Consider the following 16236-nt stretch of genomic DNA (forward strand, 5'->3'; position numbering starts at 1 on the left):
ATCTTCCGGCAAAGACGAACATAAAGCAGGCAGGCGGAATGGGCATCGGCAGCGCAATCATGGCGGGCATCGGCCTGGGCGATCCGGTGATCCGGCTGGGCGTCACAGGCCTGTCGCGGGCAGGCAAGACGGTGTTCATCACATCGCTGGTCGCCAACCTGATGGACCGGGGACGGATGCACGCCCTGCGGGCCGCCGCCGATGGCAGCATCAAGGCCGCCTGGCTGCAACCCCAGCCCGACGACACCATTCCCCGGTTCGACTTCGAACGGCATCTGGCCGCGCTGACCGGCCCTGCGCCGCACTGGCCCGAAGGCACCCGCCATGTCAGTCAGTTGCGCCTGTCGCTGCGCATGGATGCCAAGGGGTTGTTCGGCGGGCTGACCGGTCCGCGCACCGTGCATCTGGATATCGTGGACTATCCCGGCGAATGGCTGCTGGATCTGCGGCTGATGGAACGGGATTTCGCCGAATGGTCGGCCGAGGTTCTGGACCGCATGGCAGGCCGCCCCGGCGCCGATGCCTATCAGGCGGCATTGGGCGGCATCGACGGCGACCGATTCGACGAACCGACCGCGCAGCGGCTGGCCCAGACCTATACCGCCCACCTGCACGCCACGCGCGAGGCAGGCTGGTCCGATTGCACCCCCGGCCGTTTCCTGATTCCCGGAGAGATGGAGGGGTCGCCCGCGCTGACCTTTGCCCCCCTGCCCGCGTCCTTCGCCGAAGGGCGGCTGCACAAGGAATTCCGGCGCCGCTTCGACGCCTATAAATCGCGGGTGGTCAAACCCTTTTTCCGCGATCATTTCGCCCGTATCGATCGCCAGGTGGTGCTGGTGGACGTGCTGGGCGCGATCCATCAGGGGCCGCGCGCGGTCGAGGACATGCGCCGCGCCATGGCCGACATCCTGACCGCATTCCGTCCCGGCCGTGCGGGCTGGCTGGCGCAACTGCTGGGTACGCGGCGGGTCGAACGCATCCTGTTCGCGGCGACCAAGGCCGACCACCTGCACCATGTCCAGCACAACCGCCTGACCGCGATCCTGTCGGCCATGCTGCGCGAGGCGCGCGACCGCGCGGACTTCAGCGGCGCCCGGACCGAGGCCATGTCGATCGCCGCCCTGCGCGCCACGACCGAGGACACGATCCGCCAGAACGGAGACGAGCTTCCGGCCGTGCGCGGGCAGTTGCTGGACGGGCGGCAAGCGGCCTTTTATCCCGGCGAACTGCCCGCCGATCCCGCGGCCCTGCTGCATCCGGCGCGCGACGGGGCGGACCGCTGGCTGGACGGCGACTATGCCATCATGAACTTTGCCCCCGCGCCGATGACCGCGCGGCCCGGCGACGGTCCGCCCCACATCCGGCTGGACCGGGCCGCCGACTTTCTGATCGGAGACCGGTTGTGAGCGACACACCCCCCCGCCGGGGCCCCGTCCTGATCGAACTGGATGCGCCGCCTGCCGACCCCCGTCCCGGCCCGGCGTCCGAGCCGCGCGACGACACCCTGAACCCCGCCGACGCGCCGCCCATCGACGCGACCGATCCGGTCCTGCCCCGCCCCCGGACGATGGAGATGGTGACGCGGCTGGTCGGGCGCCCGCCGTCCCGCCTGACACGCTTTTTCATCAATTCGGGCGTGGCATTGTTCACCTTCCTTTTGTCCATCTCCGCGCTGAACTTCATCAGCGGTCTGCTGACCCGCTATCCGGTGCTGGGCTGGATCGGGGTGGCGCTGTTCGCGCTGTTCACGCTGGCGGCGCTGGGCATGGCCTGGCGGGAATACCGGGCCTGGGCACGGTTCGCGCGCATCGATGCGATCCAGCGGCAGGCGGGCGCGGCCCTGGCCGATGACAGCATGGACAAGGCCCGGGCGGTGGCCGACGACATGCTGGCGCTGTATCGCGAGCGCCCGGAACTGGAATGGCACCGCAAGCGCCTGGCCGACAATCGCGGCGATGCCTTTGACGCCAGAACCCTGCTGACCATGGCGGAAACCGAACTGCTGGCAAGCCTCGACCAGGACGCCCGGCGCGAGATCGAGGCCGCCGCCCGCACCGTCGCCACCGCCACCGCACTGATTCCGCTCGCCCTGGCCGATGTTGCCGCTGCCCTGGCCGCAAACCTGCGCATGATCCGCCGCATGGCCGAGATCTATGGCGGGCGCGCGGGCGCCGTCGGCGGCTGGCGGCTGGCGCGCACCGTGATGACGCATCTGGTCGCGACCGGCGCGGTCGCGGCGGGCGACGACCTGATCCACACGGTCGCCGGCGGCGGCGTGCTGGCCAAGGTGTCCCGCCGTTTCGGCGAAGGCGTGGTGAACGGCGCGCTGACCGCCCGCGTCGGCATCGCCGCGATGGAGGTTTGCCGCCCCCTGCCCTTCATCGCCCAGCCCCGCCCCAAGGTGCGCAACCTGGTCACACGCGGGTTGCGCGGGTTGTTCGGTAGCGACGAACGGGGCTAGAACACCCCCGACGGCAAGGGGACAGCGCATGGCGTTCTTTCTGGGAATCGACGGTGGCGGCACGGGATGCCGCGCGGCCCTTGCGGACGGCGATGGCCGCATCATCGGACAGGGGCGTGGCGGCCCTGCCAACATCAATACCGATGTCGAAGGGGCAGCGGTCAATATCCTGACCGCCACGGCGCAGGCGCTGGAGGGCACCGGCGCCGATCCTCGCGACCTGATCGCCACGCTGGGCCTGGCCGGGGGCACGATGACGGCGGCGACCGAACGGCTGGCGGTGCTGCTGCCCTTTGCCCGGATGCAGATCGTCAACGATGCGGTGACGGCGGCACGCGGGGCGCTGGGCACGCAGGACGGCATCCTGGCCGCGATCGGCACGGGTTCTGTCTTCGCCGTCCAGCGGGGCGGCGATTTGCGGCAGGTGGGCGGCCGGGGTTTTCTGATGGGCGACGAAGGGTCGGGCGCGGTGCTGGGACGGGCGCTGCTGTCTCTGGCCATGCGGGCCGAGGACGGGTTTGCCGACATGACCCCCCTGCTGCAACAGATTCTCGAGGAACTGGGCGGGATCGAGGGGATCATCCGGTTCGGCAACCGCGCCGGCCCGGCGGATTTCGCCGCGTTCGCGCCGCGTATTGTCGCAGGCGACGACCCGGCGGCGCGGCAAATCCTTAACGGCGCCGTGGCAGAGCTGCGTCACATCCTCTCCGTCCTGCAGGAAAATGCCTCTTTGCCGGTGGTTTTCGTCGGCGGGCTTGGCCCGGTCTATGCGGCGCGGCTGACCGAATGGCCGCAGCGGCCCGCGCTTGGGTCGGGCGTGGACGGCGCGCTGCTGATGGCGCGGCAAATGGCCGGGGCGGCATGACCGTTCTTGCAGCAACGCGGGTCTTCGACGGCCAGCGGTTCCTGACCGATCATGCCGTGGTGATCGAGGGGGACCGCATCGCGGCAGTCGTGCCGGTGGCCGAGGCCGGTCCCGGTCTGCGGCTGGCCGGAACGCTCGCCCCCGCGTTTCTGGACTTGCAGGTGAACGGCGGCGGCGGGGTGATGGTGGGCGGCGACACCGACACCGCCGCGCTGCGTCAGATCTGCGCCACGCATCAGCGGCTGGGCTGCGCGGGGATCCTGCCGACGCTGATCACCGACACGCCCCAAGCGACCGCGCAGGTCATCGCCGCAGGGATCGCGTCCGTGGGAACGCCCGGCTTCCTGGGCCTGCACCTGGAAGGCCCGCATCTGGACCCCCGCCGCCACGGCGCGCATGATCCGGCCCTGATCCGGCCCATGGCGCCAGACGATCTGGCGGGGCTGTGCGATGCGGCCCGCGCCCTGCCGGTGCTGATGGTGACGCTGGCGCCCGAGGCGGTGAGCGCCGACCAGATCGCCGCCCTGACCGGGGCCGGAGCGATCGTCAGCCTGGGCCATACCAATTGCGATTACGATACCGCCCGCGCGGCCTTCGCCGCAGGGGCGCGCTGCGCCACGCATCTGTTCAACGCCATGAGCCCCTTGGGCCACCGCGCGCCCGGACTGGTCGGGGCGGTGCTGGCGGGGGATGTTCACGCCGGGCTGATCGCTGACGGCATTCATGTCCATCCCGCAGCGATGCGCGCAGCCCTTGCGGCGCGGCCCGATGGGATCTTTCTGGTCACCGACTGCATGGGTTTCGCGGGCACGGATCTGACCGAGATGTTTCTGGAGGGCCGCAGGATCATCCGCCGCAACGGACGCCTGACGCTGGCCGACGGCACCCTGGCGGGGGCGGATCTGCGCATGGACCGGGCCATCGGGGTGCTGCTGGATCAGGCCGGCGTCGCCCCGGAACGCGCACTTGCCATGGCGACGACGGAACCGGCGCGCGCCATCGGCCTGTCGCAGGACCACGGCGCGCTGCGGGCAGGCAGGCGCGCCGATCTGGTGCTGCTGGACGATGCCTGGACCCTGCAATCCGTCTGGATCGCAGGCCGGCCGGTTGTCACTCCGGAATGACGCGCACGGCGCCGCGCGCGGCACTGGTGGTCATGGCCGCATAGGCGCGCAAGGCCGTGGACACCTGACGCTGGCGCGGCTTGGCGGGCTTCCAGCCCAGGGCCTCGCGCTGCGCCCGGCGTGCCGCCAGCGTGGCGTCGTCCACATCCAGATGGATCGTGCGGTTCGGAATGTCGATCCGGATCGTGTCGCCCTGTTCGACCAGAGCGATGGTGCCCCCTTCGGCCGCCTCGGGAGAGACATGGCCGATGGACAGCCCCGACGAGCCGCCCGAGAACCGCCCGTCCGTGACCAGGGCGCAGGCCTTGCCCAGCCCCTTGGATTTCAGATAGCTGGTCGGATACAGCATCTCCTGCATCCCCGGCCCGCCGCGCGGACCTTCGTAACGGATCAGCACGATTTCGCCCGGCTTGACCTTGCCGGTCAGGATCGCGGACACCGAATCGTCCTGGCTCTCGAAGATATGCGCGGTGCCCGTAAAGGTCAGGATCGAGTCGTCAACGCCCGCCGTCTTCACGATGCAGCCATCCTCGGCCAGGTTGCCATACAGCACCGCCAACCCGCCATCCTGCGAAAACGCGTGTTCCGCGGTGCGGATTACGCCGCCCTCGCGGTCGGTATCGACGCAATCGTAACGCCGGTCCTGGGAAAACGCGACCTGCGTGGGCACGCCGCCCGGCGCCGCACGGTAGAAGTCATGGACCGATGCGGCATCGGTGCGCATCACGTCCCAGCGGTCAAGCGCCTCGGCCAGCGATCCGGCATGGACGCTGCCCACGTTCGTATGCAGCAGCCCGGCCCGGTCCAGTTCGCCCAGGATGCCCATGATGCCGCCGGCGCGGTGGACATCCTCCATGTGAACGTCGGATTTCGCGGGGGCGACCTTGCACAGCACCGGCACGCGGCGCGACAGGCGGTCGATGTCGGACATGGTGAAGTCGATGCCGCCTTCATGGGCTGCGGCCAGCAGATGCAGCACGGTGTTGGTCGATCCGCCCATGGCGATGTCCAGCGTCATCGCGTTCTCGAACGCCTCGAAGCTAGCGATGGAGCGCGGCAGCACGCTGGCATCCTCGCCTTCATAGTAACGACGGGCCAGATCGACGATCAGGTGCCCGGCCTCGACGAACAGGCGCTTGCGGTCGGCATGGGTCGCCAGGGTCGAGCCGTTGCCGGGCAGCGCAAGGCCCAGCGCCTCGGTCAGGCAGTTCATGGAATTGGCGGTGAACATGCCCGAACAGGATCCGCAGGTCGGGCAGGCGGATCGCTCGATCACCTCGACCTCGGCGTCGGTCACGGTGTCGTCGGCAGCGGCAATCATGGCATCGACCAGATCCAGCGCCTTGACCTTGCCGTTCTCCAGCACGACCTTGCCGGCCTCCATCGGGCCGCCCGAGACAAACACCACCGGGATGTTCAGCCGCAGCGCGGCCATCAGCATCCCCGGCGTGATCTTGTCGCAGTTGGAAATGCAGACCATCGCGTCGGCGCAATGCGCATTGACCATGTATTCCACGGAATCCGCAATGATCTCGCGCGAGGGCAGCGAATACAGCATCCCGTCATGTCCCATGGCGATGCCGTCATCGACCGCGATGGTGTTGAACTCCTTGGCGATGCCGCCCGCCGCCTCGACCTCGCGCGCGACCATCTGGCCCAGATCCTTCAGATGCACATGGCCGGGCACGAACTGGGTGAAGCTGTTGACGATGGCGATGATCGGCTTGCCGAAATCGCTGTCCTTGACCCCGGTCGCGCGCCACAGACCGCGCGCGCCCGCCATGTTGCGGCCGTGGGTGGTGGTGCGGGAACGATAGGCGGGCATGGCGCGACTCCTTTTGGCTGGCGGGTGGTTTTACCACCGACATGCCCGAAAGGAAATTGCCGAATTCGCGCGCCGCGGGTTCGTTCCGGTGTGTCAGGTCGCCAGTTTCATCGTGATGATGCCCGCGATGATCAGTCCCGCGGCCAGCAGGCGGGCAGGCGTCATGGGCTCTCCGAACAGGGCGATCCCGACGATGAACGCCCCCACCGCCCCGATACCGACCCAGATCGTGTAGGACGTGCCCAGGGGCAGCGTGCGCATGGCGACGGCCAGCAGCCAGAAGGACGCGATCATGCCCGCGACCATGATGCCGGTGGGCCAGATGCGGGTGAAGCCTTGCGACTGCTTCATCGCGACGGCCCAGACGATTTCCAGAAGACCGGCAAGGACAAGATAGACCCAGGCCATGACAACCCCCTGTGGTACCGGGTCGTCCCGGCCTGTCTGCCCATGATGGAGAGGTCGTCCTCTGGCACCTAGGATAGGCTGTCCGGCCTGCTGTTCAAGTCCGGTCAGTCCAGCCGGTCCACCTTGATGTTCTCGACAAGCTGCGTCCTGGCGCCGACCAGCCGTTCCGCCAGGATCTTGGCGCCCGAGATCAGCAGGTTGCTGCCGTCCCACAATTCGGCCGTGGCGGGTCGGACGGTGATCACCCGCAGGTCGGGGTTGTCGGGCGACCTGAAGAACGTCTCGTCGCTGAACCGCCAGACCTCGCGGGCCTTGTCGGGGTCGTGGCGGGCCTGCGCGGTGCCGTTGATCACCACGTAATCATTGGCGCGCTCGTCCGAAAAGGCCAGCGTCACATTGGGGTTCGCATCGATGTGGTCCAGCTTGCAGCCCTGGATGTCCGTCAGGACATAGATCGCCCCTTCATCGCGGCGCACGCGGGCATAGACGGGCCGCGCCCGCTGCCCGTTGCCGTCGGTGGTGATGAACATGCAGGGATCCAGCTTGTCGGCGATGGTCCAGATGCGGTCGATCACATCGGGATCGGGCACATCGCGATCGGGCACATCGGAATCGGGCGTATCAGGGTCGGGCATGGGCTCCTCCGATCGCTTGGGCCTTGCCGGGGCGAACGCGCGGGCGGGGGCGATGTTCCGGCCCTCAGCGCATTCCCAGTCCCGCCCGCATCATCAGGCGCCGCACGGGGGAAATGCCGTAAAGCCCGCCCAGCGCCGCGGCGCGCAGGTCGCGCAGGGGGCGGATGCTGGCCTGGCTCGCGCGGTTCAGCGCGTCGATGCCCAGAAGGCGCGCATAGGCCTCGGGGCGGCGGGTGCGGTCATAGGCGGCCAGGCCCGCCGGATTGCCGGGATCGTCGCCGGTCAGGTCGATCAGCGCCGACAGATCCGCCAGGCTCATGTTCAGGCCCTGCGCGCCGATGGGGGGCACGACATGGGCGGCCTCGGCCATCAGGGCGGTGCGGGGGGCGGCAAAGCGGTCGGCGATCTGGCTGATGATCGGCCATTGCGTCAGCCGGGTGGCCAGTGACAGCCGGCCCAGGATGCCGGCCGAGCGGGCGTTCAGTTCGACCTCGAAGGCGTCCCGTGGCAGGGCGGCCAGCCGCGTCACCTCGCGGCCGTCCTCCATCCAGACCACGGCGGAACTGGGCCGGCCGTCGCGGTCGGGCAGCGGCACCAGCGTGAACGGCCCGCCGGTCCGATGCACCTCGGTCGATACATTGTTGTGGGGCAGATCGTGCGTGACCGCAAAGGCCAGCGCCTTCTGGCCGTAACGGAACCGCCGCACGCCGATGCCCAGGGCCTGACGGACAGGCGAATCGCGCCCGTCGGCGCCCACCAGCAGCCGCGCCCTGACCCTGTGCCCGTCGGTCAGCGTCACCACCGCGCCCGAATCGCGCACAAGAACCCTGTCGGTCCCCACGCCCGGCCGGAAGCGGACCTGATCCATCTCGGCCAGCCGGGCCGTGATCTCGCGCCGCAGCAGCCAGTTGGGCAGGTTCCAGCCGAACGGCTGGTCGCCCAGTTCGGCCGCGTCGAAATCGCGGATCAGCCGGGCCACCGGCTGCGCCCCGCCCGCATCGACGACGCGCATCACCTGCAGCGGCATGGCGTGGGGCAGCAGCCGGTCCCACAGCCCGATGCGCCGCAGCAGCGCAACCGATGGCACCAACAGCGCCGTGGTCCGCAGGTCGGCGCCCTCGGCCCCCTCGTCCGTGACGGGGACGGCGGGATCGACGCACAGCGTCGAAAAGCCCTGCGCGCCAAAGGCCGCCGCCGCGATCAAACCGGCGATGCCGCCCCCTGACACCAAGATGTCGATCGGTTCGATATCGCCAGTCATCGCCATCCCGCCCCAATCCCGCAATCGCGGGGATCATGGACTCTGGTGCGCCGTCCGGCCAGAGGCCGCGTTGTCGCAGCCGTCAATTGCCCGAGGTGAACAGCAGCATGACGGCGAACACCGCCACCGTCAGGACCAGCCCGATGATGCCCAGCATGGGCAGGCCAAAGAACAGAACGGTCAGCGCCGCAGCCGCCAGCGCCACCAGCACGGCGGCAAGGATCAGGATGGTCTGGCGATTGTCGCCCTTGTCATGGGTCCGGGTCATGGGAAAACCTGCGAAAGAATGGGCGCGCGTCCGGGCGACAATCTGGCCCATTCATCCGCCGGGCGCAATCCGGCGCAGAAACCCCGTCAGGTCGTGAATGTGGTGATCGACATGGGCCGGCGCCGCGCCCGTCATCGCGTCCGGCCCATGCCGCCCCGGCCCGACCAGGATCGTGCGCATCCCCAGACCGTGCGGAACCGCCAGATTGCGGGGGTCGTCCTCGAAGAAAGCGGCACGGGCGGGATCGATCCGGGCGGCCTCGATCACCAAGGCAAAGGCTTCGGGTGAAGGCTTGGGGTGGAAACGGGTTTCGGCGATCCCGTAGATCGCCTCGAAGACCGGGGCGGGCACGCCGGCATCGGCCGTGCCCAGACCCCGCGCCCGCAGCACCTTGGCCGCATAGGCCGCGTCGGCATTGGTGTGAACCAGCTTGCGCCCCGGCAGGGCGGCGATGGCCTGGGCCAGATCCGGCGCGGGCAGAAGGGGCGCGAAGTCGATGTCGTGCACGTCAACCAGATAGGCCGCCGGGTCGATGGCGTGTTCGGCCATCAGCCCCGCCAGCGTGGTGCCGTGGCGCGCCCACCAGTCGCGCCGCATCCGGTCGGCGGCGTCGCGTTCGACCGCCAGGGTGCGCATGACGTAATCGGTCATGCGCGCTTCGATCTGCGGAAACAGCGCCATCTCGGGCGGGTAGAGGGTGTTGTCCAGATCGAAGATCCAGGTGTCGACATGCGCGAAGTCCATGCCCGCCTGCCTAGACCCGCACGGGCAGGCTTGCAATCGGCCACCGCCCGGCCAATCGTGCCGCCCATGAAGGATGCATACATGCTGATCATGGCCGCGATCGAGGCGGGCACCTATCGCCCCGGCGACCGGCTGGTCGAATCGGAACTGGCCGAACGCTTCGGCGTCAGCCGCACCCCCGTGCGCGAGGCGCTGCAACGGCTGGAAACCCAGGCCATGCTGGTGCGCGACGGGCGCAGCCTGATCGTGGCCTCGCTGGACCACAACCAGTTGGCCGAACTCTACACCGTGCGCGCCGAGCTGGAGGCGCTGGCCGCGCGGCTGGCCGCCCGCCATGCCACCCCCGAGGAGGTGCGCGTCCTGGCGCAGATGGTGTCAGACGACCAGCGCGCGGTCCATGACCCCGAGGCCCTGGCGCGCGCCAACAAGCGGTTCCACCACCAGATCCACCTGGCATCGCACAACCGCTATCTGGTGCAGCAGCTTGATCTGGTCCATCGCAGCATGGCGCTGATGGCGCGGACATCCCTGGCGGCCGAAGGGCGGGGCGAAACGGCGCTGGCCGAACACAAGCGCATCGTGGACGCCATTGCGGCGGGCGACGGCACGGCAGCCGACCGCGCGCTGCGCCAGCACATCTCGATGGCCTGGGAAACGCGGCTGAAGCTGGACGCGGCGGTGGACCGTGACTGAGGCCCCCCGCCACCTTCCCCGTCATGGGCCGCGCATCATCGAAACCGAAGCCGACTTGGCCGAGGGGATGGCCCATCTGGTCGCGGCCTGCCCGGTCTGGGCGCGCATGGCCCCCGAGATCGGCCCCCTGCCCCTGCGACGGCGCCCCGACGGGTTCGAGGCCATCGCCAGCGCCATCGTCGGCCAGCAGATCTCGGTCGCCGCTGCCGGGGCGATCTGGGCGCGGATGGAGGCGGCGGGATTGCTGACGCCCCAGGCGATTGCCGCGGCCGACGAGGATGTCTTGCGGGCGGTCGGTCTGTCGCGGTCCAAGGCGCGCTATCTGCGGGGGATCGCCGCCGCCGGACTGGACTGGGACGGGCTGCGCGCCCTGCCCGACGACCAGGCCATCGCGACCCTGGTGGCCCTGCCCGGCATCGGCGTCTGGACGGCCGAGATATATCTGAAATTCGCACTGGGACGGGCGGACGTGTTCGCCGCCGGCGATCTGGCCCTGCAAGAGGCCGCGCGGATGATGTACGGGCTGGACGCCCGCCCCGGCCCCGCCGCCCTGCGGCAGATGGCCGAGCCCTGGCGGCCCTGGCGCGCGGTTGCGGCCCGGGGGTTGTGGGCCTATTACCGGCTGGCCAAGAACCGCGAGGGAGTGCGATGACCGGTCTGAAATCCGCCCGCAAGGGACCGTCCAGCGCCGATGCGGTCGTGGTGTTCCTGCACGGCTACGGCGCCGACGGGGCCGACCTTTTGGGCCTGGCCGATCCGCTGTCGCCGCATCTGCCGGGCGTGGCCTTTCACGCCCCCGACGCGCCGGAACGCAGCGTCAACAACCCGTTCGGCTATCAGTGGTTTCCGATCCCCTGGCTGGACGGATCGACCGAAGCGCAGGCCCGCGAATCGATGGCCCGGTCCGTGGGCCTGCTGGACAACTGGCTGGACAGGGTGCTGGCCGACGAAGGGCTGACCCCTGACCGCATGGTCGTTGTGGGCTTTTCCCAGGGCACGATGATGGCGCTGCATGTCCTGCCGCGCCGCAAGGCGGCGGTCGCGGGAATCGTCGGCTTTTCAGGGCGCCTGCTGGTCCCCGACCTGTTGGCGGCCGAGGCGCGCGTCAAGCCGCCCGTCCTGCTGCTGCATGGCGATCAGGACCCGATGGTGCCGTTTCAGGACATGCAGGTGGCGGGCGAAGCGCTGGAAAAGGCGGGTTTCGACGTCTTCGGCCATGTGATGAAGGGCACCGGCCACGGGATTTCGCCCGACGGTCTGTCGGTCGCGCTGAGTTTCATCAAGGACCGGTTGGGGAAATGAAGGCCAGGGGCTTCGCGCGCCCGGACGCTGCGGACTGTCCGCACCAGGGCGGATAAACCCTCAGTCCCAGATCGCCGGATCGGCCAGTTCGATCGAATTGCCTGCCGGATCGCGGACATAGATCGACCGGGCGCCGTTGGGCCAGCGGAAATCGGCCTCGATGGGGATGCCTTGCGCCGTCAGGTGGCCGCGCCAGGCATCCAGCAGGTCGGCGGCGACGGCAAGGCAGAAATGCCCCGGCCCGCGCGCCCCGTGGGGCGGGACGGGCAGCCTCGTGCCCGGCGCGGGCGGCCGCGAGGCTGCGGCAGGGTTGAAGACCAGAAGCACCTGCGACCGGGACACGCGAAAGAACACATGCCGGCCCGGCACGGCCTGCAAAGGGGTCAGCCCCATCACGTCGCGCCAGAAGCCCAGCGCCGCATCCAGATCGTCGGCATAAAGCGCCGATTCCAGCGTGCCGAGCACAGGGGGCATTCGGTCGGTCATGCAAGCCAGCCTGCCCGTTGCAAAGGAAGGACGCAACCGTCATGGCCGTGTCACCAAAGCCGGTTAGTCGGACTGCGGGTCGGATAGATCCGGGGGCTTGCCAGACGACGGGCACGATATATAGTCGGCCTCATGAAACTGACGGGCGCCCCCGATCAACCCCATGGGGGCAGGCGGGAAGGCGGCATGCTGGACGAACGACATCAGACGGATTTTCGGACCCAGTTCGTGCGCGAGCCTGCGAGCCTGCGGCATTTCCCGGCCCTGGTGCTGAACGCCGACTATCGTCCGCTGTCCTATTACCCGCTGTCGCTATGGCCCTGGCAAGAGGCGATCAAGGCCGCCTTCCTGGACCGCGTGGACATCATCGCCGAATACGATGCGGTGGTCCGAAGTCAGCGGCAGGCGTTCAGGCTGCCTTCGGTCGTTGTTCTGAAAGATTACGTCAAACCCCAGAAGCGCGTAGCCTTTACGCGCTTCAATCTTTTCCTGCGCGACGAATTCTGTTGCCAGTATTGCGGGGCCAAGGGCGACCTGACCTTTGACCATGTCGTGCCCCGGTCCCGTGGCGGTGTAACCAGTTGGGACAACGTTGTCGCCGCCTGTTCGCCATGCAACCTGCGCAAGGCCAATCGCAGCCTGCGTCATTCCGGTATGAGCCTGCGCCGCAAGCCGCGCCAGCCATCACCCGACGAAATGCACGCGGCGGGCAGGCGGTTTCCACCGAATCACCTGCACGACAGTTGGATGGATTATCTTTATTGGGATGCCGAGCTGGAAAGCTGACGATCCGGGTCAAGCGATCCGGTCAGGCGTCGTGATCGCGGTTGCGGTCCTGTGCCAGATGCAGGGCCGCCGCTGCCGAAAGCGTTACCATGGCCAGCACCACGACCGGTGCATCCGCTGAAAACGCGGCCCACAAGGTCACCGCCGCACCAAGGATCACGGCAACAATCAGAACCAGAAAATGCGGCAGGGGCATGGCAACGTCTCCTCCCCCTCAATATGGGACAGGCTGTTCCGGTTGAAAAGACGGTTGCGACAATTCGCTGCATGTTTGCGCGATACGCCGCCGGGCCGCAGCGGCCGGGCGGCCGCGTCAGATCAGCCCGGCATGATCCAGCGCCGCATCGATCAGGCGCCGGGTCGGGTCGGTCAGCGGCACAAGAGGCAGGCGCACCCGTTCATCGCACAGGCCCAGCCGGGACATGGCGTATTTCGCGCCCACCAGCCCCGGTTCGACAAAGATCGCGATGTGCAGGGGCATCAGCCGATCCTGGTATTCCAGCGCCCTGGCATAGTCACCGGCCAGCGTTGCATTCTGGAATTCGGCGCACAGTTTCGGCGCGACATTGGCGGTCACGCTGATGCAGCCCACGCCGCCATGGGCGTTGAAGCCAAGCGCGGTCCCGTCCTCGCCCGAAAGCTGTACGAAATCCGGGCCGCAGGTGATGCGCTGCTGGCTGACACGCTCCAGCTTGCCGGTGGCGTCCTTGACGCCGATGATCGAGGGGATCTTCGCCAGTTCGCCCATGGTTTCCGGCGTCATGTCCACGACCGAACGGCCGGGGATGTTATAGATGATGATGGGCAGGTCGGACGCCTCGGCCAGGGCCGTGTAATGGGCGATCAGACCGGCCTGCGTCGGCTTGTTGTAATAAGGCGTCACGACCAGGGCGGCGTCGGCCCCCACCTCGGCCGCGTGGCGGATCAGGCCGATGCCTTCGCGGGTCGAATTCGACCCGGCCCCCGCGATGACCGGGACGCGGCCATCCACGGTGCGCACGACCTCCTCGATCACCAGGCGGTGTTCGTCATGGGTCAGCGTCGGGCTTTCGCCCGTGGTGCCCACCGGCACCAGGCCGTGGCTGCCCTGGTCGATATGCCAGTCCACCAGCTTTCTCAGCGTGTCCAGATCCAGCTCGCCGTCCGGGGTGAACGGCGTGACCAGTGCGGGCAATGACCCTTTGAACATGACACGCTCCGTGCAAGGTTGATCGCGCGCCTGATTAGCGGGGGTTGGCGGACTTGCCAAGGTTGTGAATTGCGTCGGGCGCATGTGGCGGCGACACAGGACGGTGATGGGATACCTGCGCGACATGCTGGCCGCCGGGCTTCTGGCCCTTGCCTTTGCCGTCATGCCTTGGACCCCGGCGCGGGCCGAGGACGCGGGCGCCATGGCCCTGGCCCTGTCGGCGGCGGATGCCCGTGACTGGGTGACGGCGCGCGATGCGGCCCGGCGGTCCGGCCCCATGGCCGAGTCCCTGGTGGCCTGGCAGGCCCTACGCGCGGGCGAGGGCGAGATCGGCGACTATATTGCCTTTGTCCGTGCCCGTGGGGATTGGCCGGGACTGGACCTGCTGCGCGAACGCGGCGATGCCCGGCTGAGCCCCGATCTGCCCCCGCAGGACATCCGCGAATGGTTCGCAGACCGCCTGCCCGAGACGCTGGCAGGCGAAACCGCCTATCTTGCGACGCTCGACCCTGCCGCGGCCCGTGCCGAACGTGCCCGGTTCTGGACCGCCGTGCCCCTGACCGCCACCGAGGAAACCGCATTTCTGGCCGCCCACGAGGCCGAGCTGTCGCCCCTGATGACCGCACGGGCAACCGCCATGCTGGACCGGCAGGACTGGGCGCAGGCGGAACGGCTGTTGCCCCGCCTGCCGGAACCCGATCGCCCCCTGCTGGCCGCGCGCCTGGCGTTGCAGGCCGGACAGGCGGGGGTGGACGACCTGATCCAGGCCCTGCCCGATGCGGTTCGCGCCGATCCCGGTCTGACCATGGACCGGTTCCTGTGGCGGGTCCGCGCCAAGCAGCACGAGGGCGCGCAGACGCTGATGCTGGAAGCCTCGACCAGCGCCGCGGGTTTGCGCGATCCCGCCCTGTGGGCGGCGATGCGGGTCGATTATGCGCGTCTGGCAATGCGGGGGGGCGACTGGGTGCGGGCCGAGGCCCTGGCGCGGCCGCATTTCCTGCCGCCCGACAACCGCCATTACGCCGATCTCGAATGGCTCGCTGGCTTTGCGGCGCTGAAGAATGACGCCCCCGACCGGGCGCTGGCGCATTTCCGGCATCTGGAAACCGTGGTCGGCAGCCAGATCAGCCGGGCGCGCGCCCTTTACTGGCAGGGCCGGGCGCTTGACGCGCTGGGCGAGCCGACGGCCAATGCGGCCTTTGCGCGGGCGGCGGCCCTGCCCGGAACCTATTACGGCCAGCTTGCCGCCGAACGGATCGGCGCGCCCATGCCCGTTGACTATGCAGCGCCCGGCCCCCTGCCCGACTGGCGCGGATCGTCCCTGGGCGGCAGCACCGTGTTCCAGGCCGGGCTGTGGCTGCTGGCCACCGGGCGGCGGGACGAGGCGCAGCGGTTCTTTCTGCACCTGTCGGAAAGCGCCGATCCGCAGGACACGCTGCGCATGGCCCGCCTGATGGCTGAATCCGGGGCAGTCTGGCACAGCCTGCGCCTGTCGAAACGCGCTGCCGACAAGGGGCTGATCCATCCTGCCGCGCATTTTCCGCTGACCGGGTTGCAGGATCGGGATCTGGGGGTGCCGCCGGAACTGGTTCTGGCCATCGCGCGCCAGGAATCCGAATTCAATCCGGCGGCGCAAAGTCCGGTCGGTGCGCGGGGGCTGATGCAGGTCATGCCCGACACCGCAAGGCAGATGGCCCGCCAGATCCGCGAACCCTTCGACCTGGGGCGGCTGACGGGGGACGGCGCCTATAACGCCAGGCTGGGCGCGGCCTATCTGGCGGGCTTGCGCGACCGGTTCGGGGCCTCGACGGCGCTGATCGCCTCGGGCTATAACGCGGGGCCCGGGCGCCCGGCGCGTTGGCTGCGCGATTTCGGCGACCTGCGCCAGGGGATGGACCCGGTCGAATGGGTCGAACTGATCCCCTTTGACGAAACCCGCAACTATGTGATGCGCGTGACCGAGGCGATGCCCGTCTATCGCGCCCGCCTTCTTGGCAAGCCCGCCCCGATCGTGCCGACCTGGGATCTGACGGGCGGCGGGCTGATGCCGCCCCCTGTCGCCCGCCTGACCCTGGCGCTGTCGGCGCGGCCGGTCGAAAAGCCGTTCATCGGGCCGCGGCTGCCGCAAGATTGGCAGCCGCCGGTGGCGGTCGAGGCAGGACCGGCGGGTCCGGCATCCGTGAACTGAC

General features: G+C 69.0%; 18 protein-coding genes. 9 read left to right on the forward strand and 9 right to left on the reverse strand.

Annotated features, from left to right (window positions below; translation table 11 throughout):
- The first annotated feature begins 38 nt into the window (after positions 1–38).
- The 4 genes from EYE42_RS09590 to nagA are packed head-to-tail and all read left to right on the forward strand — an operon-like array spanning position 39 to position 4450.
- Positions 39–1406: a YcjX family GTP-binding protein gene (locus EYE42_RS09590; RefSeq protein ID WP_130991104.1), complete on the forward strand. Its 1368-nt coding sequence runs from the start codon at positions 39–41 to the stop codon at positions 1404–1406.
- Entirely contained in the window at positions 1403–2461 is a 1059-nt protein-coding gene (locus EYE42_RS09595) for a YcjF family protein (RefSeq protein ID WP_130991105.1), read from the forward strand. Before EYE42_RS09590 ends, EYE42_RS09595 begins: the two co-directional genes overlap by 4 nt.
- A gap of 28 nt (positions 2462–2489) precedes the next feature.
- The gene (locus tag EYE42_RS09600) at positions 2490–3326 is read left to right on the forward strand and encodes a glucosamine kinase nucleotide-binding domain-containing protein (protein WP_130991106.1); all 837 of its coding nucleotides are present in this window, start codon (positions 2490–2492) and stop codon (positions 3324–3326) included.
- Complete coding sequence (nagA, locus tag EYE42_RS09605) at positions 3323–4450, forward strand: N-acetylglucosamine-6-phosphate deacetylase (protein ID WP_130991107.1); 1128 nt, start codon at positions 3323–3325, stop codon at positions 4448–4450. Before EYE42_RS09600 ends, nagA begins: the two co-directional genes overlap by 4 nt.
- On the opposite strand, the gene ilvD is transcribed toward nagA, so the two are convergent.
- The 6 genes from ilvD to EYE42_RS09635 form a co-directional block, all read right to left on the reverse strand.
- The gene (gene ilvD, locus EYE42_RS09610) at positions 4437–6275 is read right to left on the reverse strand and encodes a dihydroxy-acid dehydratase (protein ID WP_130991108.1); all 1839 of its coding nucleotides are present in this window, start codon (positions 6273–6275) and stop codon (positions 4437–4439) included. The genes nagA and ilvD overlap by 14 nt on opposite strands.
- A gap of 93 nt (positions 6276–6368) precedes the next feature.
- Complete coding sequence (locus EYE42_RS09615; protein ID WP_130991109.1) at positions 6369–6683, reverse strand: DMT family transporter; 315 nt, start codon at positions 6681–6683, stop codon at positions 6369–6371.
- A gap of 104 nt (positions 6684–6787) precedes the next feature.
- Positions 6788–7318, reverse strand: a complete 531-nt coding sequence (locus tag EYE42_RS09620; protein WP_130991110.1) for a pyridoxamine 5'-phosphate oxidase family protein — start codon at positions 7316–7318, stop codon at positions 6788–6790.
- A gap of 64 nt (positions 7319–7382) precedes the next feature.
- Positions 7383–8579 (reverse strand): UbiH/UbiF family hydroxylase, encoded by a 1197-nt coding sequence (locus EYE42_RS09625; RefSeq protein ID WP_130991111.1) that lies wholly within the window; start codon positions 8577–8579, stop codon positions 7383–7385.
- Positions 8580–8661: 82 nt separating this feature from the next.
- Positions 8662–8847, reverse strand: coding sequence for a hypothetical protein (locus tag EYE42_RS09630; RefSeq protein WP_130991112.1), 186 nt, complete (start codon positions 8845–8847; stop codon positions 8662–8664).
- 51 nt (positions 8848–8898) lie between these two features.
- Entirely contained in the window at positions 8899–9591 is a 693-nt protein-coding gene (locus tag EYE42_RS09635) for a pyrimidine 5'-nucleotidase (RefSeq protein ID WP_130991113.1), read from the reverse strand.
- 66 nt (positions 9592–9657) lie between these two features.
- Between EYE42_RS09635 and EYE42_RS09640 the strand changes: the two genes are divergently transcribed.
- From EYE42_RS09640 to EYE42_RS09650, 3 genes are all read left to right on the forward strand, one after another.
- Positions 9658–10284: a GntR family transcriptional regulator gene (locus EYE42_RS09640; protein WP_130991198.1), complete on the forward strand. Its 627-nt coding sequence runs from the start codon at positions 9658–9660 to the stop codon at positions 10282–10284.
- A gap of 67 nt (positions 10285–10351) precedes the next feature.
- On the forward strand, positions 10352–10936 hold the full coding sequence (locus EYE42_RS09645; RefSeq protein ID WP_130991199.1) for a DNA-3-methyladenine glycosylase family protein: 585 nt from the start codon (positions 10352–10354) through the stop codon (positions 10934–10936).
- Positions 10933–11586 carry an alpha/beta hydrolase gene (locus tag EYE42_RS09650; protein WP_130991114.1) on the forward strand — a complete coding sequence of 218 codons (654 nt, stop codon included), beginning with the start codon at positions 10933–10935 and terminating at the stop codon, positions 11584–11586. Before EYE42_RS09645 ends, EYE42_RS09650 begins: the two co-directional genes overlap by 4 nt.
- Before the next feature lie 60 nt (positions 11587–11646).
- Here EYE42_RS09650 and EYE42_RS09655 read toward each other — a convergent pair whose 3' ends face one another.
- A complete protein-coding gene (locus EYE42_RS09655; protein ID WP_130991115.1) occupies positions 11647–12072 on the reverse strand; it encodes a VOC family protein in 426 nt (141 codons plus the stop codon).
- A gap of 186 nt (positions 12073–12258) precedes the next feature.
- On the opposite strand from EYE42_RS09655, the gene EYE42_RS09660 reads away from it, so the two are divergent.
- Positions 12259–12858 carry an HNH endonuclease gene (locus EYE42_RS09660; protein WP_130991116.1) on the forward strand — a complete coding sequence of 200 codons (600 nt, stop codon included), beginning with the start codon at positions 12259–12261 and terminating at the stop codon, positions 12856–12858.
- Positions 12859–12880: 22 nt separating this feature from the next.
- Here EYE42_RS09660 and EYE42_RS15990 read toward each other — a convergent pair whose 3' ends face one another.
- Together EYE42_RS15990 and dapA are read right to left on the reverse strand one after the other, a co-directional pair.
- Positions 12881–13054, reverse strand: a complete 174-nt coding sequence (locus EYE42_RS15990) for a hypothetical protein (RefSeq protein ID WP_165455757.1) — start codon at positions 13052–13054, stop codon at positions 12881–12883.
- Positions 13055–13171: 117 nt separating this feature from the next.
- Positions 13172–14047, reverse strand: coding sequence for a 4-hydroxy-tetrahydrodipicolinate synthase (gene dapA / locus EYE42_RS09665; protein ID WP_130991117.1), 876 nt, complete (start codon positions 14045–14047; stop codon positions 13172–13174).
- Positions 14048–14153: 106 nt separating this feature from the next.
- Between dapA and EYE42_RS09670 the strand changes: the two genes are divergently transcribed.
- Positions 14154–16235, forward strand: coding sequence for a lytic transglycosylase domain-containing protein (locus EYE42_RS09670; protein WP_130991118.1), 2082 nt, complete (start codon positions 14154–14156; stop codon positions 16233–16235).
- Position 16236: the final 1 nt, after the last annotated feature.

This window comes from Paracoccus subflavus, from assembly GCF_004310345.1.
Taxonomy (GTDB): domain Bacteria; phylum Pseudomonadota; class Alphaproteobacteria; order Rhodobacterales; family Rhodobacteraceae; genus Paracoccus; species Paracoccus subflavus.

Coding starts and splice junctions, on each gene's coding strand:
- EYE42_RS09590 (WP_130991104.1), top strand. CDS start 39: ATGGGCATCGGCAGCGCAATCATGGCGGGCATCGGCCTGGGCGATCCG.
- EYE42_RS09600 (WP_130991106.1), top strand. CDS start 2,490: ATGGCGTTCTTTCTGGGAATCGACGGTGGCGGCACGGGATGCCGCGCG.
- nagA (WP_130991107.1), top strand. CDS start 3,323: ATGACCGTTCTTGCAGCAACGCGGGTCTTCGACGGCCAGCGGTTCCTG.
- ilvD (WP_130991108.1), bottom strand. CDS start 6,275: ATGCCCGCCTATCGTTCCCGCACCACCACCCACGGCCGCAACATGGCG.
- EYE42_RS09615 (WP_130991109.1), bottom strand. CDS start 6,683: ATGGCCTGGGTCTATCTTGTCCTTGCCGGTCTTCTGGAAATCGTCTGG.
- EYE42_RS09620 (WP_130991110.1), bottom strand. CDS start 7,318: ATGCCCGACCCTGATACGCCCGATTCCGATGTGCCCGATCGCGATGTG.
- EYE42_RS09625 (WP_130991111.1), bottom strand. CDS start 8,579: ATGACTGGCGATATCGAACCGATCGACATCTTGGTGTCAGGGGGCGGC.
- EYE42_RS09630 (WP_130991112.1), bottom strand. CDS start 8,847: ATGACCCGGACCCATGACAAGGGCGACAATCGCCAGACCATCCTGATC.
- EYE42_RS09635 (WP_130991113.1), bottom strand. CDS start 9,591: ATGGACTTCGCGCATGTCGACACCTGGATCTTCGATCTGGACAACACC.
- EYE42_RS09640 (WP_130991198.1), top strand. CDS start 9,658: ATGAAGGATGCATACATGCTGATCATGGCCGCGATCGAGGCGGGCACC.
- EYE42_RS09645 (WP_130991199.1), top strand. CDS start 10,352: ATGGCCCATCTGGTCGCGGCCTGCCCGGTCTGGGCGCGCATGGCCCCC.
- EYE42_RS09650 (WP_130991114.1), top strand. CDS start 10,933: ATGACCGGTCTGAAATCCGCCCGCAAGGGACCGTCCAGCGCCGATGCG.
- EYE42_RS09655 (WP_130991115.1), bottom strand. CDS start 12,072: ATGACCGACCGAATGCCCCCTGTGCTCGGCACGCTGGAATCGGCGCTT.
- EYE42_RS09660 (WP_130991116.1), top strand. CDS start 12,259: ATGCTGGACGAACGACATCAGACGGATTTTCGGACCCAGTTCGTGCGC.
- EYE42_RS15990 (WP_165455757.1), bottom strand. CDS start 13,054: ATGCCCCTGCCGCATTTTCTGGTTCTGATTGTTGCCGTGATCCTTGGT.
- dapA (WP_130991117.1), bottom strand. CDS start 14,047: ATGTTCAAAGGGTCATTGCCCGCACTGGTCACGCCGTTCACCCCGGAC.
- EYE42_RS09670 (WP_130991118.1), top strand. CDS start 14,154: ATGGGATACCTGCGCGACATGCTGGCCGCCGGGCTTCTGGCCCTTGCC.